1 protein-coding gene and 1 pseudogene are annotated in these 2,776 nt (G+C 35.6%); both read right to left on the reverse strand.

Going from position 1 to position 2,776, the window contains the following annotated elements:
• Positions 1-22: 22 nt before the first annotated feature.
• On the reverse strand, positions 23-1,204 hold the full coding sequence (locus F6K22_RS37905; RefSeq protein WP_293109997.1) for a trypsin-like peptidase domain-containing protein: 1,182 nt from the start codon (positions 1,202-1,204) through the stop codon (positions 23-25).
• Positions 1,205-2,354: 1,150 nt separating this feature from the next.
• Positions 2,355-2,776 (reverse strand): annotated as a pseudogene (locus F6K22_RS37910) (hypothetical protein); the annotation flags it as partial.

Raw genomic sequence — 2,776 nt, forward strand, 5'->3', positions numbered from 1 at the left:
TCTAGAGAATATTTTAGACAATTTATCTATAATAGTTTATCCTTTCTCGTTCAAAGAAAGGTCTAATTCTAGGTGAAATTGCCTCAATTTTCAACTGATACTCTCCTGACTCTCCTGCTTCATAAGAATTTGCTAATAACTTATAAGTTCCATCCTCTGGTAATGTAATTATAATTCTGGCATTTTTCTCTCCACCACTATCATCATCTTGAGCCAATTCTTGATCGTTTGAGTTTAATAAAATTAAGTAGGAATCTATTTGGTTGCTGCTCATATCAATAGAAATTTTTTGACCTGCTTTACCTTCAAAAGCGTAAAGATCATAATAACTATTGTCTACAGGTAATACATTAGATTCTCGATCTAAATTTCCTTTTACTTCTATTAAAGCATTAAGCTCTAATTGTTTAGCAAGCTGTTCATCAAACATCGCAGCTTGCTGTTGAGCGACTAAAGGTGCTCGTCCTTCTCGAACTGCCGTGAGAAACTCCGGGACTCTATCTATAGATATGGCGAAGCCAATACCAATGTTACCCCCTAATTGACCACGAGTAAATATAGCAGTATTAACACCGATGAGTTCTCCAGCACTATTCAATAATGGTCCCCCAGAGTTGCCTGGATTAATCGCTGCATCTGTTTGGAGCAAGCCTCTTTCTCGATCTATACGACTAACTATTCCTACAGTAAGAGTACCTTGAAATCTACCAAAAGGATTGCCTATGGCAAAAGCTCGCTGACCTACTTTTGTATAACCAGGACGAGCTATTCTAATGATCGGAAGGTTTGTTTCTCCTCTAATTTTTAGAACTGCTAAGTCTAAACCTTTTTCACCAAAGCCTATGACATCTGCTTTAACTTTTCTTCCATCTGCTAAAGTGATTTGTACTATACCACCTTGGGAGACAACATGAGCATTAGTTAATACCATTCCATCGGCAGAGATAATTGTACCGCTACCGTTTGTTTTATCTGTATCTATGGAGACTACAGCTTGATTTGCTCGTTGATAAACACGAATATTAGTTTGTTCTTCTATACTAAGAGCAAGTATTGATTCTGTTTGATTTTTGTGCCGAATTTTTATGGTTTTATCTGGTCTTATTTGAGCATTGACGGCAGAAAAATTAGTTAAATTTGCACCTACTCCTATACCTACTACTAATATTCCTGATGTAGCTTTTTGCAAAAGTTTGACATTCATTGTTGCTTGTGGAATTAATTTAGATAACTAATTTTTTAGTTATACCAAGCGTGAAAAAAAATAATATTACAAATAAGCTTGAGCCATCAAATAACTTTATTTGAATCTATCTTGGAGTAAAAATAGAGACTCAACATAAAAAGAAAAAATAGTTAGATTTTAGATTCTATTCTTCCTGACTATAGGTCGCAAATTCGACATATTTCCTACTTGACTCCTAAGCAGCAGTAACTATTTGTAGCAAAAATTTATCACGCCTGGTATTAGTGATGAATACAATTTTTATTCAATTTATATTGAACTTTGTTGCTGCTCTAAACTACTTATTAATCTACCTGAGAATAATTCTTTTGTCTAAATAAGTTAGGATTTATTAAACTCATCAAATCTCAATAATTTCAGCCATAGGCAAAATTTGGATTCCAATACTTATGAATGTAGAAGATATTCTTACTCAACCAATGCTTACAACGTATTGCCTAATCCTACTTTAATTTAATTGCATTTGATTCTTCATGTCTACCAGTGAATAACTAACTGTAGCCATTACTTTTTTTTCTTTTATATTTTATTATCCTGGGTTTCTCTGTGATTTTTCCTTCTTTGTGAGCTTTAACTAAATCATAATCTAGACCTAAATGACTCAGCTATATTTCTCAGTATTTGTTATACTAATATACTGTTTGTTAAAGGAATATTAAATCGAGGCTGAGGGTGGGTTTTGCGTTCCGCAAAGCTTTCCTATTGGAATGCTACCGCAAACGCTTTTCATGTTGCGCCTATTGCCGACTTGACTTGGTGGCAATACTTATGAGTCGCGAACCAAACTCTTAACTATACTGCCGTAACCCACCGAACATATCGAAGATTAAGCCAATACGCTGTCTTAATCTTTGCTTGTAAATTCACTCACTAATTTTGAGTCATGAATCTTCCTATTAACCTAGCTTTTCAGTAACTAATAATCAGCAAAAGTAAAGTCTTTTAATTTTTTACAGTTTACTATCTAACAGTTATTAAACGACACCTTACTAAAGTGAAATTCAGCTACAGAAAAAATATAAGGAATGAGGAAACTAGGAATTTTCATCTTTACTTTCCCAATGAAATACCAATCAAAATAACTATCCCCGCCTCATTCCTACTGGTATTAAGAGTTTGTCGAACCATCAACATCAGGATCGGCAGAGTCCATAGGGGTATACTCCACATAATCTGTAGGTGTCACTTCTTTTCCAGGAGATGATGCTTCTGAAGGACGAACTTTCCTAGTTCTAGAAGGTCTTTCTTCTGAATAACTTGCTATGGGAGTAGGCCGACTACTACGACTACGGGATACTCTTTCTTCATTAGTTGCACTCTCCCAACTATCTCGACTACTATAACGAGGTTGTCTATTTTCCTGCCCATTGGCATCAGCAAAATTCTCCCGACTGCGAGAACGAGGTCGTCTATTTTCTGGCTCTACAGAAGTTTCCCAATCTTCAGATGACCTTGGGTAATCTTTAGGACCGGTACCACCCTTGCGTAATTTTCCTTTTGGCTCTCCGGGTCTATCATAATTACTTCTGC

It is taken from the genome of Okeania sp. SIO2F4 (assembly GCF_010672385.1).
Lineage (GTDB): Bacteria > Cyanobacteriota > Cyanobacteriia > Cyanobacteriales > Microcoleaceae > Trichodesmium.